The organism is Streptomyces sp. YIM 121038, from assembly GCF_006088715.1.
Classification (GTDB): Bacteria; Actinomycetota; Actinomycetes; order Streptomycetales; family Streptomycetaceae; genus Streptomyces.
Genome location: NZ_CP030771.1, coordinates 2,940,580 through 2,957,586, shown reverse-complemented (window position 1 = coordinate 2,957,586; position 17,007 = coordinate 2,940,580). Strand labels below are relative to the sequence as shown.

The window sequence follows — 17,007 nt, the reverse complement described above, 5'->3', positions numbered from 1 at the left end:
CCCGCAAGGCCGTCTCGATTCCGCGCTCGAACCACGTGGCTGGGCCCACGTCCGACGGCCGCCCTCAAGAGCTCAAGCCCGCCCTCGAATCCATGACCCTGCTGGTCGCCGCCGTCATCGTCCACGACAGGGCCACCAACCGCGTCGTCCTCCTCCAACGCAGCCAGAACGCCAAGTTCGCCAAGGGCATGTGGGACCTGCCCGTCGGCAAGAGCGAACCCGGCGAACCCATCACCGAAACCGCGGTGCGTGAGCTCTACGAGGAAACCGGCCTCACAGTGAAGCCTGGGTCCCTCAAGGTCGCCCACATCATCCACGGAGCCTGGGGAGGGGAAGCGCCAAACGCCTTCCTCACAGTCGTCTTCGTCGCCCACGAATGGACCGGCGAACCCGAAAACCGTGAACCCCGCAAACACGCTCAGGTCAGTTGGGTCGATGCCAGCGCCGTCCCCGAGGAGTTCGTCGGCACTACCGCCAGCGCCCTTCACCGATACCTTGACAATGGCCCGCAGGTGTCTCTCGCTGGTGGGCGCCAGTGAACACTCGCCCGTTCGTAAGGCCCGACGACGGCAATGGCTCCGAGGAACCGACCGTAAGCCATGAGTAGCTGCCCCGCTGCAATGCCTGCAGGCACTATCTCTGATGGCGGGGGCAGCCTTTGGACGGACATGGGCGACGGCGACTGCAGTCAGTCCGCATTACTCCGGTGGTTTCGAGGGAAGGGGGCACCGCCTGGCCAGTGTTCGGGCAGACCGAGGGCGGTGTGGACGGGGTCGGCCGGTGGCTGGTAGCGAACCTGGGTATTGACCAGTTGTGCCGTTTTCCAGGCGGAGAGGACGGGAGCCCGAAGCGAACTGGGGTCAGGGCTCTGCCAAAGGACGGGGGTGTTCTTGGTCCAGGTCCAGGGCGCCGGGTTATTTACGGTAAGCACGCCACTGACCCGGCTGTGAGCGTGGGCGTAGGTGCCGGTCCAGTAGCCGTCGTGCCGTCGGCCGAAGGCTGGCGCGCTGTTGTGGACGTACTCGACGGAGGTTCCGTACAGCGCGGTCTCCACGTCTTCGTCTTCGGGGAAGAAGCCCGCACGGCCAACCGCCACGATGAACGGCAGCGCTAGATCACCGTACTTCCCTCCCTTCTTCTTGACTACCTTGCGCACTTGAGTCGACTCGTCATTAATCCAGGCCATCGCGGGGTAGATGCCGATTGTCCTGCTCGTGGGATTTCCTCGCTTGCTGGGGCTGCGGGGGATTGCTTCGAACGAGAGGCACCAGTTGGCTTCCTGCCAGGTGTGTTTGGGCAATGGCGCCTTTCGCTCGTAATCAGCGATGACCTGATCGGGGTCAAGGCTGGCGAGCCAACGCTGCAGCTCATCCTTCAGCCGCCTCTGCGATGGTGTTGCCGACCCTGCCTGGTGAATCCTGTAAGACACGAAGAAGTTGGGGCTGGGTACATCATCGATAGCATCGATCAGGACGGGTGGGAGCTGTCTGTTGGGTACCGTTTCGTCCAGACGCTGAACCGTCCACTTTGCCTCGACGACGAACTGCTTGCCCTCTTGGCTAACCAGGAAGTCGGGATTCGCACCGCGAGTGCCGATTCCAAGCTCGACCTCCACGGTGCAACCGGAGCGAATGAGCATCTCGTGCAGGTACAACTCCCACAGCGCGGAGTAGACGTTCGCGTCGAAGTTCCGATCCAACAGCCGACTACGCAAACCGGGCCGGGCTTGGTCCGGGAGGTGTGACCACCATTCGTTGATCACATCCCGAACCTGATCCCAGAACGGGCCGGCGATCCTCCCAAGGAACTCGGACTGCGACTCTGCTGCACGCTTCGGCGAGGAATCCGTCCGACTCTGGCTCGCATATACGCCCATGACCAACGATCGTAGAACCGCCCACCCGACAACGCCCACAGGTTTTCTGCGGCGAGGTGGCACGCAGGCTGGGTCTGGTTCTCCCACAGCTTCCATGCCTCTCACAGTTCCCTTGAGGAGGCCGGGGCAGGCGAGGGCTCACATGGGGTGATGTCGTGGCGGCATACGGCCTGAGTAATGAGTGAAGGCCGCCACCCGTAGATGACGGCCTTCACGTCGTGACTGACGCTAGGTCAGAGATTCCGTCGTCCGGTGCACACTCGGTGCACAACGCGGCGGAAACCAGTCGGGAACTGTGAGAACTCACGAGGAGTCTTCTCGCAGGCCGCAGCACGCTCTGGATGACCCTCGCAGGTCACCCGACCCCACCTTTTAGATGTCGAAGTAAAGCTCGAACTCGTGCGGGTGCGGGCGGAGCTGGATCGGGGCGATTTCGTTGGTGCGCTTGTAGTCGATCCAGGTCTCGATCAGGTCGGAGGTGAAGACGCCGCCGGCCTGGAGGTACTCGTTGTCCGCCTCCAGGGCGTCGAGGACCGCGGGGAGGGAGGTGGGGACCTGGGGGACGCCCGCGTGCTCCTCGGGGGCGAGCTCGTAGAGGTCCTTGTCGATCGGCTCGGCCGGCTCGATCTTGTTCTTGACGCCGTCGAGGCCGGCCAGGAGGAGGGCCGAGAAGGCGAGGTAGGGGTTGGAGGACGGGTCGGGGGCGCGGAACTCGACGCGCTTGGCCTTCGGGTTGGAGCCCGTGATCGGGATGCGCATCGCGGCGGAGCGGTTGCGCTGCGAGTAGACCAGGTTGACCGGGGCCTCGAAGCCGGGGACCAGGCGGTGGTAGGAGTTCACCGTCGGGTTCGTGAAGGCGAGGAGCGAGGGGGCGTGCTTGAGGATGCCGCCGATGTAGTAGCGGGCGGTGTCCGAGAGGCCCGCGTAGCCCTGCTCGTCGTAGAAGAGGGGCTCGCCGCCGGTCCACAGGGACTGGTGGACGTGCATGCCCGAGCCGTTGTCACCGAAGATCGGCTTCGGCATGAAGGTCGCGGTCTTGCCGTTGCGCCAGGCGACGTTCTTCACGATGTACTTGAAGAGCATCAGGTCGTCGGCCGCGGCGAGCAGCGTGTTGAACTTGTAGTTGATCTCGGCCTGGCCCGCCGTGCCCACCTCGTGGTGCTGGCGCTCGACCTTCAGGCCCTGCTTGTCCAGCTCCAGGGAGATCTCCGCGCGGAGGTCGGCGAAGTGGTCGACCGGGGGAGCCGGGAAGTAGCCGCCCTTGTAGCGGACCTTGTAGCCGCGGTTGTTCTCGATCGCGCCGGTGTTCCAGGCGCCCGCCTCGGAGTCGATCTCGTAGATCGAGCGGTTGGCGGAGGTCTCGAAGCGCACCGAGTCGAAGACGTAGAACTCGGCCTCGGGGCCGAAGTACGCGGTGTCCGCGATGCCGGTGGAGGCGAGGTAGGCCTCGGCCTTCTTGGCGACGTTGCGCGGGTCGCGGGAGTACTGCTCGCCCGTGATCGGGTCGTGGATGAAGAAGTTGACGTTCAGTGTCTTGTCACGGCGGAAGGGGTCCACGCGGGCTGTCGACAGGTCCGCGCGCAGCGCCATGTCGGACTCGTGGATGGCCTGGAAGCCGCGGATGGACGAGCCGTCGAAGGCCAGCTCCTCGTCGGGGTCGAACGCCTCCGCCGGCACCGTGAAGTGCTGCATCACACCCGGCAGGTCGCAGAAGCGGACGTCTACGAACTTCACGTCCTCGTCCGCGAGGAACTTCTTGGCGTCGTCGGCGTTCTGGAACATCCAGCTCCTCCTACTCCCGCCCAGGAGGAGCGGGGTTGCAGCTCGGTCGTGCGGCCAGTGCGGTGGCACACGCTGGACCCGACCATAGGGAGGGGGCATTTCTCAAGCGTGACCCGTTTGTTTCGCCGAAGTTAACCGGGCGGGTTGCCGCGACCCGCCCGGGGCCTCGCGGGCCCCTCGCCACCCGGACCCCGCCGGGCCCCGTACGCGATCGGGCGCAGTACCGTGGACGGGTGGACAACAGGCAAGCAATCGGATCGTGGCTCTCCGGCCCCCGCGCGGCAGCAGAGGACGCGGGCGTCGACTTCGGATACCGGGGAGAGCGGCTCGGCCTGCCCGAGGAGGGCCCGGGTTCCATCGCCCGGCCCGGGCGCAGGCTCGGGGCGATCGCCGTGGACTGGGCCCTGGTCATGGTGATCGCATACGGCCTGTTCGCCCGGGACAACGCGCAGGCGGCGGGCAACTGGGCGCTCGGCCTGCTCTTCGTCATGAGCGTGCTGACCGTCGGCACGGTCGGCTGCACGCCGGGCAAGCGCCTCTTCGGCCTGCGCGTCATCGCCGAGGACGGCGGCCGCCTCGGCCCGGGCCGCGTGCTGGTGCGCAGCGTACTGCTGTGCCTCGGCATCCCCGCCATCATCTGGGACCGCGACGGCCGCGGCCTCCACGACCGCCTGGCCCGCGCGGTACAGATCCGCGGCTAGCTCCCGTACCCGCGCCCGTACCTGTCCCGCACGTCGCCCTGTACTCGTACGCGTACCCGTACGTCGCCCGTACTCGTACGTCGCTCGTACGCGTACCCGTACGTCGCCGGACACCGCTCCCGTACGGTACGCCGGGCCGGGCCGGCGTACACACACCCACAGACGCCGATGCACACGCGTACAGACGCCGATGGGGCGGCCCGAACCAGCAGGTTCGGGCCGCCCCATCGGCGTTCACGCGTACGTCGCGCTAGCGCGCCTTCGGACCACGCGGCATGCGCACGTTCTTGGGCATCGGGCCCTTCGGCAGGGGCATGTTGCTCATGAGGTCCCCCATCGCCTTCAGACGGTCGTTGGTCGCCGTCACCTGGGGGCCCTGGAGGACGCGGGGGAGCTTCAGGAGCGTCGTGCGCAGCTTCTTCAGCTCGACCTGGCCCTCGCCCGTGCCGACGATGACGTCGTGCACGGGGACGTCCGCGACGATGCGGGCCATCTTCTTCTTCTCGGCGGCCAGCAGCGGCTTCACGCGGTTCGGGTTGCCCTCGGCGACGAGGACGATGCCCGCCTTGCCGACGGTCCGGTGCACCACGTCCTGGCTGCGGTTCATCGCGACCGCGGGGGTCGTCGTCCAGCCGCGGCCGATCTTGTCGAGCACCGCGGCCGCCGCGCCGGGCTGGCCTTCCATCTGGCCGAAGGCCGCCCGCTCGGCGCGGCGCCCGAAGACGATCGCCATCGCGAGGAAGGCGAGCACGAAGCCCAGGATGCCGAGATAAACGGGGTGGTCGATCCAGAGGCCGATCGCGAGGAAGACACCGAAGGTGACGATTCCCACAGCTGCGATGACGAGACCGATCTTGGAGTCGGTCCGTCGGGTCATCTTGTACGTGAGGGCGATCTGCTTGAGTCGCCCCGGGTTCGCCGCGGCGTCCGCCGCGGTGGTTTCCTTCCTCGCCATGCGGTGAAGTCTACGTGTCCCGGCGGGGTACTACGACGTGCGGGTTGGTCCCGCCTCTTCCAGTACGCGCTGGGCCTCGACCCGGTCCTTCGCGCGGCGCCGGTCCTCGAGCACCGAGGTCCAGGCATTGCGGCGTGCGGTGCGCTGGCCACCGCGCAGGAGCAGGGACTCGACGGCGCGCAGCGCGTCGGTGACGGACGGAATGGCGGTGGCGCGTACGGGCGCGGCCTGCATGGTGATGCCCTCCGAGATCCGAGAAGCGATGGTGAACGGGGGAACGCTACGAGTGGCTCTCGCTGGCACTGCGTCGTGCGGTGGGGGCCAGTGGCTGGGGCTGCCGCCAGGCCTCTGGTCAAGGCCCTACGTGCGGTAGTTCCAGCGTCACTGATTGGTGTTACCAGGGCGTGACCGAGCGGTCAAACACCGATGAAGCCTTGACGCGAAGGGCCCGAACGCTGACGCGGCCCATACGGTCGCCCCTACCTGCGGAGACCGTATGGGCCGCGGGAACTCGGCCACTACCGAGCGGTAGCTGCTTGTGCGCGGATTCACACGCGCTCGCCCCGATGCGGATGCGTACGCTCCGCCACGGACGCGCGCCCCGAGGCCCGGCCGTACGCCGGGCCCCCGCTCGTGCGTCAGACCGCCTGCGAGGCCACGTACGCGCCGCGGCGCTCGATCGCCATCTGGTAGAGCCGCCCGGCGCGGTACGAGGAGCGGACCAGCGGGCCCGACATGACGCCGGAGAAGCCGATCTCCTCGGCCTCCTGCTTCAGCTCCACGAACTCGGCCGGCTTCACCCAGCGCTCGACGGGGTGGTGGCGCGGCGTGGGGCGCAGGTACTGGGTGATGGTGATGAGCTCGGTGCCCGCCTCGTGCAGCTCGCGCAGCGCCTCGCTGACCTCTTCGCGGGTCTCGCCCATGCCGAGGATCAGGTTGGACTTGGTGACCAGACCGGCCTCGCGGGCCTTCGTGATCACTTCGAGGGAGCGCTCGTAGCGGAAGCCGGGGCGGATCCGCTTGAAGATCCGCGGCACCGTCTCGACGTTGTGCCCGAGCACCTCGGGGCGGGACGAGAAGACCTCGGCCAGCTGGTCGGGGTCGGCGTTGAAGTCGGGGATGAGCAGCTCGACCTTGGTGTAGCCCTCGGCGCGCTCCGCCGTCATCGCGTGGATCTGGCGGACCGTCTCCGCGTACAGCCAGGCGCCGCCGTCCTCCAGGTCGTCGCGGGCGACGCCGGTGATCGTGGCGTAGTTCAGGTCCATCGTGACGACGGACTCGCCGACGCGGCGGGGCTCGTCGCGGTCGAGGGCCTGCGGCTTGCCGGTGTCGATCTGGCAGAAGTCACAGCGCCGCGTGCACTGGTCACCGCCGATGAGGAACGTCGCCTCGCGGTCCTCCCAGCACTCGTAGATGTTGGGACAGCCCGCTTCCTGGCAGACCGTGTGCAGGCCCTCGCTCTTCACGAGCTTCTGGAGGGCGTTGTACTCGGGGCCCATTTTCGCCCGGGTCTTGATCCACTCGGGCTTGCGCTCGATGGGGGTCTGGGCGTTCCGGACCTCCAGGCGCAGCATCTTGCGTCCGTCGGGTGCGACTGCGGACACATCGGCTCCCTGCTAGCTGGCGTAACTTCGATTCATCGGCGCACCCCAGGGTACGCCCGTTGTCTCATGGGGCTTACTCCCGGCCAACCTCTGGCCAAGGGGGTGCATTCCCGAACGCGCCCCCCGGCCGTGCGGCGGCTAGGAGGCGGCGGTCTCGGGGACCCGCTCGGCGGCCGGTGCCGCGGCGGCGTGCCCGGAGGCCTCCGCGGGCTGCTGCTCGATGACCCGCGGCTTCAGGTCCGCGTTCTCCAGGATGTCCTTGAGGTGCCTCTCGACCACCGGCAGGACGTCGGCGATCGTGACGTCGCGCCCCAGCTCGTTGGCGATCGACGTCACGCCCGCGTCGCGGATGCCGCACGGGACGATCCTGTCGAACCAGGTGTTGTCCGGGTTCACGTTCAGCGCGAAGCCGTGCATCGTGACGCCCTTGGCGACGCGGATGCCGATCGCGGCGACCTTGCGGTCCTCGCGGCGCTGGCCCGCGTTGGAGGGCGCGTACTCCGGGCCGTTGAGACGGGGGTCGAACTCGTCGTCCGTCAGGCGCGGGTCGAAGTCCAGGTCGAGCCCGCCGAGGGCCGGGCGCCGCTCCACCGGGTCGCCGAGCACCCACACACCGCTGCGGCCCTCGACCCGCGTGGTGACCACACCGAAGTCGGCACACGTTCGGATAAGTGCCTCTTCCAGACGCCGTACATGTGCTACGACGTCCACCGGACGGGGCAGTTTCTGGATCGGATAGCCGACGAGCTGCCCCGGGCCGTGCCAGGTGATCTTGCCGCCGCGGTCCACGTCCACCACGGGCGTGCCGTCCAGCGGGCGCTCGTTGTCGGCCGTGCGGCGGCCCGCCGTGTACACCGGCGAGTGCTCGAGCAGCAGGCAGGTGTCGGGGCCCTCGTCCGCGAACCGGGCCGCGTGCACGCGGCGCTGCTCGTCCCAGGCCTCCTGGTACTCGACGTAGTCCGGGCCGAAGCCCAGCCGGATGAATCGCAACTCGCCCACGGCGCGTGCCTCCCTAACCTCACCGTGCACCGAAACCTCACCGCACACGGAAACCTTCACCGTGCACGGATCGCGCCCCAGCCACTGTACGACTGGCGTTCTCCCGTCAGCCCTCCGGTCAATCCTCACACGATCGGATGAATGCGGCTTGAAGGTCGCGATGGGGGCGGTGCAGGCCGTTACATTCACGCCGTTCACGAGGCCAAATGGGCTGCTCAAGGCAGGCCCAAAGGGCAGGAGACCGCACAGCTGATGACGGAACGACCCCCGCAGCGCACCCCCAACCGCCAGCTCGCCGCGCTCATCGCGGAAGCTGGATTCTCCAATGCGGGCCTGGCCCGTCGCGTCGATCAGCTAGGGCTCGAACACGGGCTCGACCTCAGGTACGACAAAACATCGGTGACACGCTGGCTCCGTGGCCAGCAGCCGCGCGGTACGACGCCCGCGCTGATCGCCGAGGTCTTCACCCGCCGCCTCGGCCGCCGGCTGTCCGCGCAGGACCTCGGGCTCGACGCCTGCGCGCCCGTCTACGCGGGGCTCGAGTTCGCGGCGACGCCCGAGGAGGCCATCGACATCGTCGGCGGCCTGTGGCGCAAGGACTCCGGCAGCCACGCCGAACTGCGCAAGATCGCCTTCACCCCGGCCGGGCTCGTGGTGCCGAGCCGGGACTGGCTCATCGGCCGCGCCGACGAGCGCGTCGCCCGCGGCGGGGAGCCGCCGCAGCCGCCGCGGGTGCCCCCGCAGGGCCGCCCCGGGGTGCCGCGCCAGCGCCGCGACACCGACCGCGGCCCCGGGCACCGCGTGTCCGGCGGCGACATCGCGGCGCTGCGCTCCGTCGGCGAGCTGTTCCGCGCGCTCGACCACGCCTACGGCGGCGGCCACGCCCGCCAGGCCCTCGTGCGCTATCTGGAGCACGAGGCCGAGCCGATGCTCCGCGGCACCTACAACGAACAGGCCGGGCGCCGCCTGTTCGCGGCCGCCGCCGACCTCACCCGGCTCGCGGGCTGGACGTCGTACGACATCGCGGCGCACGGCCTCGCCCAGCGGTACTTCGTGCAGGCCCTGCGCCTGTCCCAGGCGGCGGGCGATCGCGCGTACGGCTCCTACGTCCTGATCACGATGAGCCGCCAGGCCGTCTATCTGGGCCACGGCCGCGAGGCCGTGCAGCTGGCCCGGGTCGCCCAGCAGGGCGTGGGCTCCTCCGCGCCGCCGGTGGTGCAGGCCCTGCTGCACGCCGTGGAGGCGCGCGGCCACGGCGTACTCGGCGAGGTGAGGGCGTGCACGGCCTCCATGGTGCGCGCCGAGCGCGCCCTGGAAGCCGCCCGGCCCGGTGACGAGGTCCCGTACTGGGCGCGCTTCTTCGACGAGGCCCAGCTCGCCGACGAGTTCGCGCACTGCAACCGCGACCTCCAGCAGTACCGCGCGGCCGCCCAGCACGCCGAGCGCTCCCTCCAGCTGCGGGCCCCCGGCTACGCCCGCTCCCGGCTCTTCTGCCGGGTCGTCCTCGCCACCTCGCGCCTCGGCCTCGGCGAGCTGGAGCAGGCCTGCCAGCTGGGCGCGGAGGCGGCCCAGGCGGCGGGCGAGATGCGCTCGGTGCGGGCGGTGGAGTACGTGCGCGACTTCGAGCGCCGCCTGGAGCCGTACCGGGACGCGGCGCCCGTGCGCGGGTACCGCGACAAGATCGCGGCGCTCGGCTGACCACGGGGGCGCCTCCGGCGGGGCGCCCCCCTTCCCCTTTCCCCCTTGTCTCGTCGCCGGGTGCGGGTTCGTGGGGGCTGGTCGCGCCGTTCCCCGCGCCCCTTCGGGGCGCTGCCCCCTACGCGGCGGTCGGGAGCTGGTCCTTGGTGTGCGTGGGGGTGATACCCAGGTCGGACAGGACCGCGTGGGCCGCGCGGCGGCCCGAGTGCAGGGCGCCCTGCACCGTGCTCGTGTCGCGGTGGTCGCCGCACACGTACAGACCCGACAGGAGCCGCACCGGACGGCGCAGGTCGTGCGGCGGCGGCATCGCGGGCACCGCCTCGCGGGTGTGATGCGCGGCGAGCAGCTCCCACCGGTCCGTCGGCGTGCCGTACAGCTCGGCGAGGTGGGCGAGCACGGTGCGGTCGAGGTCGTCCGGCGGCGGCCCGAGGACCGTCGACGAGACGAGGAAGCGGCCCGCGGGCGCGCGCGTGGGGTCGACGTGGCTGACGACGGCCGTGTGCGCGACCGGGCCGCGCCGGTCGGCGTCCAGGAGCAGCGCGGGCTCGGCGAGCGGCGGCTCGGGGGCCGCGTGGTGCACGACGGTCATCGCGTGGAAGGACGGCACGCGAAGACCGGGAAGCAGCTCGGCGGCGGCGCGCGCGTCGGTGGCCAGGAGGACGCCCCGGCAGGTCAGCTCGCCGTGCTCGGCGGTCGTGACGCGGTTGGCGGCCACCGCGGTGACGCGGACGCCGGTGCGCACCGTCCCCGGCGGCAGCGCGGCCGCGAGCAGCTCGGGCAGGGCGTCGGCGCCGCCCTCGGGCAGACACAGACGGCCGCGCGCGAACGCGTGCAGGGCGAGGTCGGCGCACCGGCTGGACGTCGTCAGGTCGGGGTCGCAGAGCAGCGCGGACAGCAGCGGGCGCAGGAAGCCCTCGACGGTGCGGGCGGGCAGGCCGTGCGCGGACAGGGCCCGCGCGGCCGGGAGTTCGGGGCGCGCGAGCAGCCGCCGCACCGGCGTGGCGGCGAGCCGGGCCAGCGCGGCACCGAGCCGGGCCTGGTCGAGCGCGCTCCCCAGCGGGGTGCTGCGCGCGGCCGGTCGTGAGGGCCGCGGCGCACGGCCGGACGGGGCCCCGTCCGGCGTCCGCAGTGGCGCCCTGGCACCCGCGCGGGCCGGGCGCGGGACCAGGGGGGCGCTCGCCAGGGCGCGTGCCGCATGGAGTGCGCCCCTTGTGCGCCGGGGGCCCTGGCCGCCGATGAACTCCGCCGCACGGTGGTGCTGTCCCTCACTGTGGACGAGCAGGCCGGGTGCGAACGGGCGCAGGGCGAGCGCGTCGAGACCCGGCGTGTGACGTAGTTCCGGATACGACGTGCTGAGCAGCTGCCCGATCTTGTCGAGCCGGAAGCCGTCCACTTTCTCGGTCGACATGCGGCCCCCGACGTAAGGGGCGGCCTCCAGGATGACGGTCGTTACTCCGGCCCTGTTCAGCTGGTGTGCGGCCGACAGTCCCGAGACCCCGGCTCCCACGATGACGACATCCGCATGGTGCGCAGGCTCTGGCACGTGCTCCTCCCGGAGGTTGCGCGGCTGCTGGGGACGCTTATGCCCGTCACAGGGCGGCGGAATCCCCGAGTTCCGCTTGAGGGTAGAAGCCCCCCGGGGCGGCGGCAGTCGCGCATGGACCGGGCATGGTCGCACGGCGGTCGCACGCGCACGGCGAAACGATGGCGCGTGGGCACGCGGGAGCGCCGTGAACGCCGGGGCCGACCCCGTGGCACCCCTTGCCCGTGGTTCGTCGGGTGCGGTGCGCGGGGGCCGGGCGCGCAGCTCCCCGCGCCCCTGGGGGACCCGGGCCCGCGGCTACTTCAGCGCCGCCCGCACCGCCTCGTCGACCGTCGGGTGCGCGAAGGCGAACCCGGACTCCAAGAGCCGCGCGGGAAGCACCCGCTGGCTGCCGAGGACGTCCCCGGCCATCTCCCCGAGCACCACGCGCAGGGCCGGCGCGGGGGCCGGGAACAGCGTCGGCCGGTGCAGCACCCGGCCCATCGCGGCCGTCACCTCGCGGTTGGTCACGGGCGTCGGCGCGGTCAGGTTGAAGGGGCCGGACAGCTCGTCGCGGGCCAGCAGATGCCGCAGGGCGGCCACCTCGTCGCGCAGCGCGATGAAGCTCCAGTACTGCCGTCCGTTCCCGAGCCGTCCGCCCAGGCCGGCCTTGAACAGCGGGAACATCCGCCCCCACGCGCCGCCCGAGCGCGCCACCACCAGGCCGCTGCGCGCGAAGGCCGTGCGGATGCCCGCGTCCTGGGCGGGCCGGGCCGCCGCCTCCCAGTCCACGCACATCGACGGCAGGAAGCCCTCGCCCGCAGGGGCGCTCTCGTCGACCGCGCGGTCACCGGTGTCCCCGTAGTAGCCGATCGCACTGCCGTTCACGAACACCCGGGGCGGCTCGTCCAGCGAGGCCGCGGCGGTGGCCAGCGCCTTCGTGCCGAGCACCCTGCTGTCGTACATCTCCCGCTTGTACGCGTCGCTCCAGCGCCGGTCGCCGATCCCGGCACCCGCCAGATTGACCACGGCGGTACAGCCCGCGAGCCCCGCCGTGTCCACGCGGCCCGCCGCGGGGTCCCAGCGCACCTCGTCCGCCGTGCGCGGGGCGCGCCGGACGAGCCGCACCACCTCGTGTCCGTCGGCCGCGAGGGAGCGCGTGAGGGCCGATCCGATGAGTCCGGAGGCGCCGGCGACGGCGACACGGGCGGGCTGTTCCGAAGGGTCCGAAGGCTGCGGACGCGTAGGCTCCATGGGCCCATCCTGCCGCGAAAAGGGCGGGTGGGGCGTCGTACTCGCGCCGTACAGTGCTGCTCATGCAGCAGACGTACATACGCGCGGCCCGCGTGGGCGACGACGACGTGCTGGCCCGCCTGGACCGCGAGAACTGGTCCACCGTGCACTCCGTGCAGCCCCGCCCCGCACCCCCGCACGAGCCGTTCTTCTCCGACCGCTTCGGCCCCCGCGACCACCTGGTCGCCGAGGTGGACGGCCAGGTCGTCGGCTACATCCGGCTCGGCTTCCCCACCCCGCTCGCCGTCAACGCGCACGTACGCCAGATCCTCGGCTTCGTCGTCGCCGAGCAGGTGCGCGGCAAGGGCGTGGGCCGGGAGCTGATCAGGGCGGTCGTGGCGGAGGCCCGCCGCCAGGGCGCGCGCCGCCTCACCCTGCGGGTGCTCGGCCACAACGCGCCCGCCCGGGCGCTGTACGAGTCCGAGGGCTTCGTGACCGAGGGCGTCCTGCCCGGGGAGTTCCTCCTGGACGGGCAGTACGTGGACGACGTGCTGATGGGCCGCGTGCTGTGACCTGCCAGGACCCGGCTGCCCGTACGGCCGTGGAGCCGTCCCCGGGCGGCCGCGCGGGGACGGTGCGACACCCGACCTGACCGGCCCGGCGTGCGGACGCCCCGCGCTCGTAGGAGCGTGAGGACGACCCCCGTCGCCGGGAAGGAGCCCGCATGCCCAGGCCCGCGGTAGGGCGGCGGAGCGCGCGCGACCCCGACCTGCCGGGCCGCCTGCCCACCCCGCCCTGGATGCGCTGGCCCGCGCCCGTGCTCCTGGTCCTGACCGTGGTCATCCAGGTCCTCACGCCCAAGACCCTCGACCTGAGCTTCCTGCTCGCGGCCGTCCCGCCGCTCGCCGCCCTCGCCTACGGGCCCGCCGCCACGGCGCTCCTCGGCGGCCTCGTGCTCCTGATGCTCAACCTCCCGCGCTACGACCTCGGCCACCCCGGCGAGAGCGACACCGCGACCGTGGCCTTCGTGGCCGTGCTCAGCGTGGTCTTCGCCGCCGTCCGCAGCCGTAGGGACGCCCAGCTCATCACCGTCCGCACGGTCGCGGAGGCCGCGCAGTTCGCGGTGCTTCCGCCGCTGCCGGAGCGGGTGGGCCCGGTGCGCTGCGCGGGCCTGTACCGGGCGGCGCAGCACGGCACCCTGGTCGGCGGCGACCTCTTCGACGTCCGCCGGGGCCCTCGCGGCGTGCGGGCCATGGTCGGCGACGTCCAGGGGCACGGCCTCGCGGCCGTCGGGACCGTGGCCGCGCTGATCGGCGCCTTCCGGGAGGCGGCCCTGGACGAGCCCGGCCTGGAGGGCGTCGCCGCCCGCCTGGACCGGCGCCTGGTCACCGACGCCGAGGCCGTCGCGGACACCGGGGACGCGCGGCGCGGCGAGCCCGGCGAACTCTTCGCCACCGCCCTGCTCATGGAGTTCGGGGCCGAGGCCGACGCCGACGCGCTGCGCCTGGTCTCCTGCGGCCATCCGCCGCCCCTGCTGCTGCGCGGCACCGCCGTCACCGAGCTGGAGGTGTCCCCGGGGCCTCCGCTCGGCCTCGGCATCGCCGGGGTCGCGCCGCCCCAGGAGACCGTGGTGGCGCTGCGGCCCGGCGACTGGCTCCTGACCGTGACGGACGGCGTGACCGAGGCCAGGGACGCCTCCGGGGCCTTCTATCCGCTGGTGGCCCGGCTGCCCGCGCTCTTCGAGGCCGAGCGGGACGACCCGGCGGCCCTGACGGACGCGATCTGGCGGGATCTGGTGCGGTTCTCCGGCGGCGTACGGGACGACGTGGCGCTCCTGGTGTTCGCGTGGGAGCGCTGACGGGACGAGGACACCAGGGGACGGGGACACCGGGGGACGGGTACGGGGACGGGGGACGCGGAGGGGGCGCGGGCCGGGGCTCAGCGGGCGGCGAACCGCTCCCACAGCTTCGGGAACCGCTGCGCGAGCACCGCGTCGTCCTCGAAGTCGATCGCGGTGCCCTCCGGCTCCGGCGGCGCGGGGGCGATGCCGAGGTCCGGCGCCACGACACCGGTGAGCTGCTCGTACGCCTCGTCGGCCGCGTAGCCGAGCTCCTCGCCGTCGCCGTCGAGCTCCTCGTCGAAGTCGTCGAGGAGCTCGGCCAGGGAGTCCGGGTCGTGCAGGGCGCCCTCGAAGACCTCGCGGCCCTGCCCGATGAGCCAGCACCGGAAGTAGTCGAAGGCGTCGTCGCTGACGCCGTCGAGCAGCACCCACGCGGCGCCCCACAGGTCCCAGCGGTAGGCGCGGTTGTAGCGGGCCTCGAAGTGCCGCGCGAAGTCGAGCACGGCGTCCGGGTCGGCCCGGAGCAGCCGCTCGACCAGCAGCTCGGCGTGGTCCTCCGGGTCGCCGTCGGCGGCCTCCCGGGTGCTGTCCACGATCTCCCAGAACTCCGTCTCGTCCATCACGGGACAAGCATCTGCCCTGGCGGGTAGGGGCGCACGCGGAGTGCTCCGGAATGCGGCTGTGTCGTTATGTGTGCACATGCCCCTGGAAAGCCCGACAGAAGATGTCGGCTTTCGGTGGAAGGCTCGTCCCATGGAGAACGCACAGACGACCACGGCCCCCCTGTCCGGAAAGATCGCCCTCGTCGCCGGGGCCACACGCGGGGCCGGGCGGGCCATGGCCGTGGAACTCGGCCGGGCCGGAGCCACCGTGTACGCGACCGGACGCACGACCCGCGAGCACGTCAGCGAGGTCGGCCGCAGCCGCGAGACCATCGAGGAGACGGCGGAACTCGTGACCGCGGCGGGCGGCCGCGGCATCGCCGTCCCCACCGACCACCTCGACCCCGAGCAGGTCAGGGCGCTCGTGGACCGCATCGACAAGGAGCAGCACCGCCTCGACATCCTCGTCAACGACATCTGGGGCGGTGACGTCCACGTCGAGTGGGACAAGAAGATGTGGGAGCACGACCTCGACAAGGGCCTGCGCATCCTGCGCCTCGGCGTCGAGACCCACATCGTGACCAGCCGCTTCGCGCTGCCGCTGCTCGTCCGCAACGAGGGCGGCCTGGTCGTCGAGGTCACCGACGGCACCGAGGAGTACAACAAGCGCTACCGCAAGCCCTACTACTACGACCTCGCCAAGGCGGCCCCGCTGCGGATGGCCCGCGCGCTCGCCGAGGAGCTCACGGAGTACGGCTGCACGGCGGTCTGCCTGACGCCGGGCTGGCTGCGCTCGGAGGCCATGCTCGACACGTACTTCAAGGTCACCGAGGAGAACTGGCACGAAGGCACCAAGCAGAACCCGCACTTCGCGATCTCCGAGACCCCCACGTACGTCGGCCGCGCCCTCGCCGCGCTCGCCGCCGACCCCGAGGTGGCGCGCTTCAACGGCCAGTCGCTCTCCAGCGGCGGGCTCGCCAAGGAGTACGGCTTCACGGACGTGGACGGCTCGGCGCCGGACGCCTGGCGGTACATCACGGAGGTCGACCAGGAGAGCCCGACCGCGGACGTGACCGACTACCGGTAGGTCGTCACGGGGCGGCCGTCACGGGGCGGCCGTCACCGGTAGAGCTCGGCCATCCGCGCCGCCGTGGCCGCGAGCCGCTCGCGCAGCTCAGGCGGCTCCAGGACCTCCACCTCCGGGCCCAGCGCGAGCATCTGCGTGTACGCGACGACGGGGGACTCGACGGGCAGGGTGACGGTCACCCGGCCCCGCTCGTCGGGTTCGGCGCCGTCGAGGGCCTCGTGGGCGGCGGCGCGGTCCGTGACGTACGGAAGCTGCCGGGCCCCGTCGGGCGACAGCCTGAGCACGGCCTCGTCCCGCAGGATGGCCCGCGCGAACTGCGCGGCCCGCTCCTCCCAGAAGCCGGGCAGGTCGAACTCCTCGTCCCGTACGAAGCGGTCGTCGCCGGAGGCGGCCGAGGAGAGGGCCGTGAAGCGGTCGACGCGGTACACCCGGAAGGAACCGGTGTCCGGGACACGGGCGCACAGGTACCAGACACCTGCCTTCAGGACGAGGCCGTACGGCTCCAACTCCCGCTCCACCTCGCTGTCCTGGCGGCGGTAGCGGGCGATGACGCGGCGGTCGTCCCACACCGCGTCGGCCACGGCGGGCAGCAGCTCCGGGGCCGGGGTCTCCTTGAACCAGCCCGGGGCGTCCAGGTGGAAGCGCTGCGCCGCGTTCTGGGAGGCGTCGCTCAGGGAGGGCAGGAGGGCGGCGGACACCTTGAGGCGGGCCGCGGACGCGGCGTCCTCCAGGCCCATCTCGCGCAGCGCCCCCGGCACGCCCGACAGGAACAGGGCCTCCGCCTCGCTGCGGGCGAGCCCGGTGAGCCGGGTCCGGTAGCCCCCGATCAGCCGGTAGCCCCCGGCCCGCCCCCGGTCCGCGTACACCGGCACGCCCGCCTCCGAGAGCGCCTGCGCGTCCCGTGTGATGGTCCGCTCCGACACCTCGAGCTCGGCCGCGAGCTCGCCCGCGGTCATCGAGGCCCGCGCCTGCAGCAGCAACACCATCTTGATAAGCCGGGCAGCACGCATGCCCCCATCATGCCGCGCGCGCGAGGACGGCGGGAAAGCGCTCCGCGTCGGACCCGCACCCCGCGAAGCCGTGGGGTCACGGGTGGGCGGGTGGGAGA

The 17,007-nt window shown here is 71.7% G+C and carries 16 protein-coding genes; 6 read left to right on the top strand and 10 right to left on the bottom strand.

Annotation, left to right across the window (positions count from 1 at the left end):
• Positions 1-92 precede the first annotated feature (92 nt).
• The gene (locus C9F11_RS12375; RefSeq protein ID WP_249402167.1) at positions 93-539 is read left to right on the top strand and encodes an NUDIX domain-containing protein; all 447 of its coding nucleotides are present in this window, start codon (positions 93-95) and stop codon (positions 537-539) included.
• A gap of 149 nt (positions 540-688) precedes the next feature.
• On the opposite strand, the gene C9F11_RS12370 is transcribed toward C9F11_RS12375, so the two are convergent.
• Together C9F11_RS12370 and glnA are read right to left on the bottom strand one after the other, a co-directional pair.
• On the bottom strand, positions 689-1,876 hold the full coding sequence (locus C9F11_RS12370; RefSeq protein WP_249401696.1) for a hypothetical protein: 1,188 nt from the start codon (positions 1,874-1,876) through the stop codon (positions 689-691).
• Positions 1,877-2,248: 372 nt separating this feature from the next.
• Positions 2,249-3,658: a type I glutamate--ammonia ligase gene (glnA, locus tag C9F11_RS12365; protein WP_138959336.1), complete on the bottom strand. Its 1,410-nt coding sequence runs from the start codon at positions 3,656-3,658 to the stop codon at positions 2,249-2,251.
• 233 nt (positions 3,659-3,891) lie between these two features.
• Here glnA and C9F11_RS12360 point away from each other — a divergent pair, with 233 nt between their 5' ends.
• Complete coding sequence (locus tag C9F11_RS12360; RefSeq protein ID WP_138959335.1) at positions 3,892-4,359, top strand: RDD family protein; 468 nt, start codon at positions 3,892-3,894, stop codon at positions 4,357-4,359.
• Between the two features lie 250 nt (positions 4,360-4,609).
• On the opposite strand, the gene C9F11_RS12355 is transcribed toward C9F11_RS12360, so the two are convergent.
• The 4 genes from C9F11_RS12355 to lipB form a co-directional block, all read right to left on the bottom strand.
• A complete protein-coding gene (locus C9F11_RS12355; protein WP_138959334.1) occupies positions 4,610-5,314 on the bottom strand; it encodes a DUF4191 domain-containing protein in 705 nt (234 codons plus the stop codon).
• Between the two features lie 30 nt (positions 5,315-5,344).
• Positions 5,345-5,548 carry a hypothetical protein gene (locus C9F11_RS12350; RefSeq protein WP_138959333.1) on the bottom strand — a complete coding sequence of 68 codons (204 nt, stop codon included), beginning with the start codon at positions 5,546-5,548 and terminating at the stop codon, positions 5,345-5,347.
• A 404-nt stretch (positions 5,549-5,952) separates the two neighbouring features.
• On the bottom strand, positions 5,953-6,918 hold the full coding sequence (locus C9F11_RS12345) for a lipoyl synthase (RefSeq protein ID WP_138959332.1): 966 nt from the start codon (positions 6,916-6,918) through the stop codon (positions 5,953-5,955).
• 138 nt (positions 6,919-7,056) lie between these two features.
• Positions 7,057-7,917, bottom strand: a complete 861-nt coding sequence (lipB, locus tag C9F11_RS12340) for a lipoyl(octanoyl) transferase LipB (protein ID WP_138959331.1) — start codon at positions 7,915-7,917, stop codon at positions 7,057-7,059.
• Positions 7,918-8,169: 252 nt separating this feature from the next.
• Between lipB and C9F11_RS12335 the strand changes: the two genes are divergently transcribed.
• A complete protein-coding gene (locus C9F11_RS12335) occupies positions 8,170-9,615 on the top strand; it encodes a regulator (protein ID WP_138959330.1) in 1,446 nt (481 codons plus the stop codon).
• A 118-nt stretch (positions 9,616-9,733) separates the two neighbouring features.
• On the opposite strand, the gene C9F11_RS12330 is transcribed toward C9F11_RS12335, so the two are convergent.
• Positions 9,734-11,158 (bottom strand): NAD(P)/FAD-dependent oxidoreductase, encoded by a 1,425-nt coding sequence (locus C9F11_RS12330; protein WP_138959329.1) that lies wholly within the window; start codon positions 11,156-11,158, stop codon positions 9,734-9,736.
• Between the two features lie 297 nt (positions 11,159-11,455).
• Positions 11,456-12,391, bottom strand: a complete 936-nt coding sequence (locus tag C9F11_RS12325) for a TIGR01777 family oxidoreductase (RefSeq protein ID WP_138959328.1) — start codon at positions 12,389-12,391, stop codon at positions 11,456-11,458.
• Positions 12,392-12,453: 62 nt separating this feature from the next.
• Between C9F11_RS12325 and C9F11_RS12320 the strand changes: the two genes are divergently transcribed.
• Entirely contained in the window at positions 12,454-12,942 is a 489-nt protein-coding gene (locus C9F11_RS12320) for a GNAT family N-acetyltransferase (protein WP_138959327.1), read from the top strand.
• Between the two features lie 152 nt (positions 12,943-13,094).
• Positions 13,095-14,228: a PP2C family protein-serine/threonine phosphatase gene (locus tag C9F11_RS12315; RefSeq protein ID WP_138959326.1), complete on the top strand. Its 1,134-nt coding sequence runs from the start codon at positions 13,095-13,097 to the stop codon at positions 14,226-14,228.
• Positions 14,229-14,308: 80 nt separating this feature from the next.
• Here C9F11_RS12315 and C9F11_RS12310 read toward each other — a convergent pair whose 3' ends face one another.
• Positions 14,309-14,830, bottom strand: a complete 522-nt coding sequence (locus C9F11_RS12310) for a DUF4240 domain-containing protein (protein WP_171076078.1) — start codon at positions 14,828-14,830, stop codon at positions 14,309-14,311.
• A 133-nt stretch (positions 14,831-14,963) separates the two neighbouring features.
• Here C9F11_RS12310 and C9F11_RS12305 point away from each other — a divergent pair, with 133 nt between their 5' ends.
• Positions 14,964-15,899, top strand: coding sequence for an SDR family oxidoreductase (locus tag C9F11_RS12305; RefSeq protein ID WP_138959324.1), 936 nt, complete (start codon positions 14,964-14,966; stop codon positions 15,897-15,899).
• A 32-nt stretch (positions 15,900-15,931) separates the two neighbouring features.
• Here the strand turns inward: C9F11_RS12305 and C9F11_RS12300 are convergent, their stop codons facing one another.
• A complete protein-coding gene (locus C9F11_RS12300) occupies positions 15,932-16,909 on the bottom strand; it encodes a WYL domain-containing protein (RefSeq protein WP_138959323.1) in 978 nt (325 codons plus the stop codon).
• Positions 16,910-17,007 lie beyond the last annotated feature (98 nt).

Bases quoted from the DNA above. Each gene is read 5' to 3' on its own strand.
- C9F11_RS12315 (WP_138959326.1), top strand. From the start codon at position 13,095: ATGCCCAGGCCCGCGGTAGGGCGGCGGAGCGCGCGCGACCCCGACCTG.
- C9F11_RS12305 (WP_138959324.1), top strand. From the start codon at position 14,964: ATGGAGAACGCACAGACGACCACGGCCCCCCTGTCCGGAAAGATCGCC.
- glnA (WP_138959336.1), bottom strand. From the start codon at position 3,658: ATGTTCCAGAACGCCGACGACGCCAAGAAGTTCCTCGCGGACGAGGAC.
- C9F11_RS12300 (WP_138959323.1), bottom strand. From the start codon at position 16,909: ATGCGTGCTGCCCGGCTTATCAAGATGGTGTTGCTGCTGCAGGCGCGG.
- C9F11_RS12350 (WP_138959333.1), bottom strand. From the start codon at position 5,548: ATGCAGGCCGCGCCCGTACGCGCCACCGCCATTCCGTCCGTCACCGAC.
- C9F11_RS12325 (WP_138959328.1), bottom strand. From the start codon at position 12,391: ATGGAGCCTACGCGTCCGCAGCCTTCGGACCCTTCGGAACAGCCCGCC.
- C9F11_RS12370 (WP_249401696.1), bottom strand. From the start codon at position 1,876: ATGGGCGTATATGCGAGCCAGAGTCGGACGGATTCCTCGCCGAAGCGT.
- C9F11_RS12335 (WP_138959330.1), top strand. From the start codon at position 8,170: ATGACGGAACGACCCCCGCAGCGCACCCCCAACCGCCAGCTCGCCGCG.
- C9F11_RS12320 (WP_138959327.1), top strand. From the start codon at position 12,454: ATGCAGCAGACGTACATACGCGCGGCCCGCGTGGGCGACGACGACGTG.
- C9F11_RS12310 (WP_171076078.1), bottom strand. From the start codon at position 14,830: ATGGACGAGACGGAGTTCTGGGAGATCGTGGACAGCACCCGGGAGGCC.
- C9F11_RS12355 (WP_138959334.1), bottom strand. From the start codon at position 5,314: ATGGCGAGGAAGGAAACCACCGCGGCGGACGCCGCGGCGAACCCGGGG.
- C9F11_RS12375 (WP_249402167.1), top strand. From the start codon at position 93: ATGACCCTGCTGGTCGCCGCCGTCATCGTCCACGACAGGGCCACCAAC.